Annotated in this window: 1 pseudogene; it reads right to left on the bottom strand. The window is 57.5% G+C overall.

Annotated elements, in window-relative coordinates:
- Positions 1-1,025: pseudogene (locus AC07RO_RS27055) on the bottom strand (type IV secretion protein Rhs); the annotation flags it as partial.

Below are 1,025 nucleotides of genomic sequence, written 5' to 3'. Positions count from 1 at the left end.
GTCAGCGTGGTCAGGTTGCTCAGCGGATCGTATTCGTAGGCCAGCGCGCCTTGGGATGTGGTTTCCTTAACCAAACAACCTAGCAGGTCATAACTGAAGTCGAGGGTCTCTTCCTCAACACCCAGCTTCTTGCCAATGCTTGAAGGCTGGCGGTGGATGCTGAGCAACCGGTCTGCTTCGTCGTAACTGTAATCTTGACGCGCATCCTTATTCACTTTGGCCAGCAACCTGCCAATTACATCACGCTCAAACTCGGTGCTGCGCTGCGGCCGCTCTGCCCGTTCGCCGTAGCCGATTTCATCAACCCGCGTCAGATGCCCGCCCAGGTTGTAGCTGAAACGACGCGTCAGGTTGTCGATTCGTTTCTCTTCGATCATCCGATCCGAGGCATCGTAGGCAAAGCGATAAGCCGCGTTGTTTTCGTTGACGAGGGCAGTCAGGCGAATCGCCTTGTCGTACTCGTAACTGATGCGTTGGCCCTTGGCGTCCTGGCGGCTGGCAGGCAGTCCGCGCGCCGTGCGCAGCAGACGCGTAATCTGACCCTTGCCATCGGTGTGCGTGAGCACCTGACCCAATGCGTTGTAGGTAAACGATTCGGACGTTCCATCCGGGTGCTCGATACGCACCACTTCACCGTCGGGTTTGCGCTCAAGTCTTGTCGTCTGATTCAGGGCATCGGTGACGGCAACCAGATGAGACCGATCGTCGTAGGTGTAGAAGGTGTTCTTGCCCGAGCAATCCTGAAAGCGCTCCACCTGCGCCAGCTCGTTCCACCACAGGTATTTGGATTTGTGGGTGGCGTCGATGATGGTGTGCGGCAAGCCATCGTCGCTGTTGAGGTACTCGGTCTTGTGGCCGAGTGCATCAACTTCAGCGATCAGGTTGCCTTTACCGTCGTATCGGGCTTTCCAGACACTGCCGTCGGGAAAGCTGGTTTCGGTCACCAACCTCGTACCGAGGTGGTGTTTGTAGCGGATCTGGCGGCCCAGCGGATCGGTCTCTTCGATCAGGCGGGAGAAGTCGTC

This window comes from Pseudomonas sp. GW821-FHT07F05, from assembly GCF_059418765.1.
The sequence above is the reverse complement of the archived record's forward strand: the minus strand, read 5'-3'. Positions and strand labels throughout refer to the sequence as shown.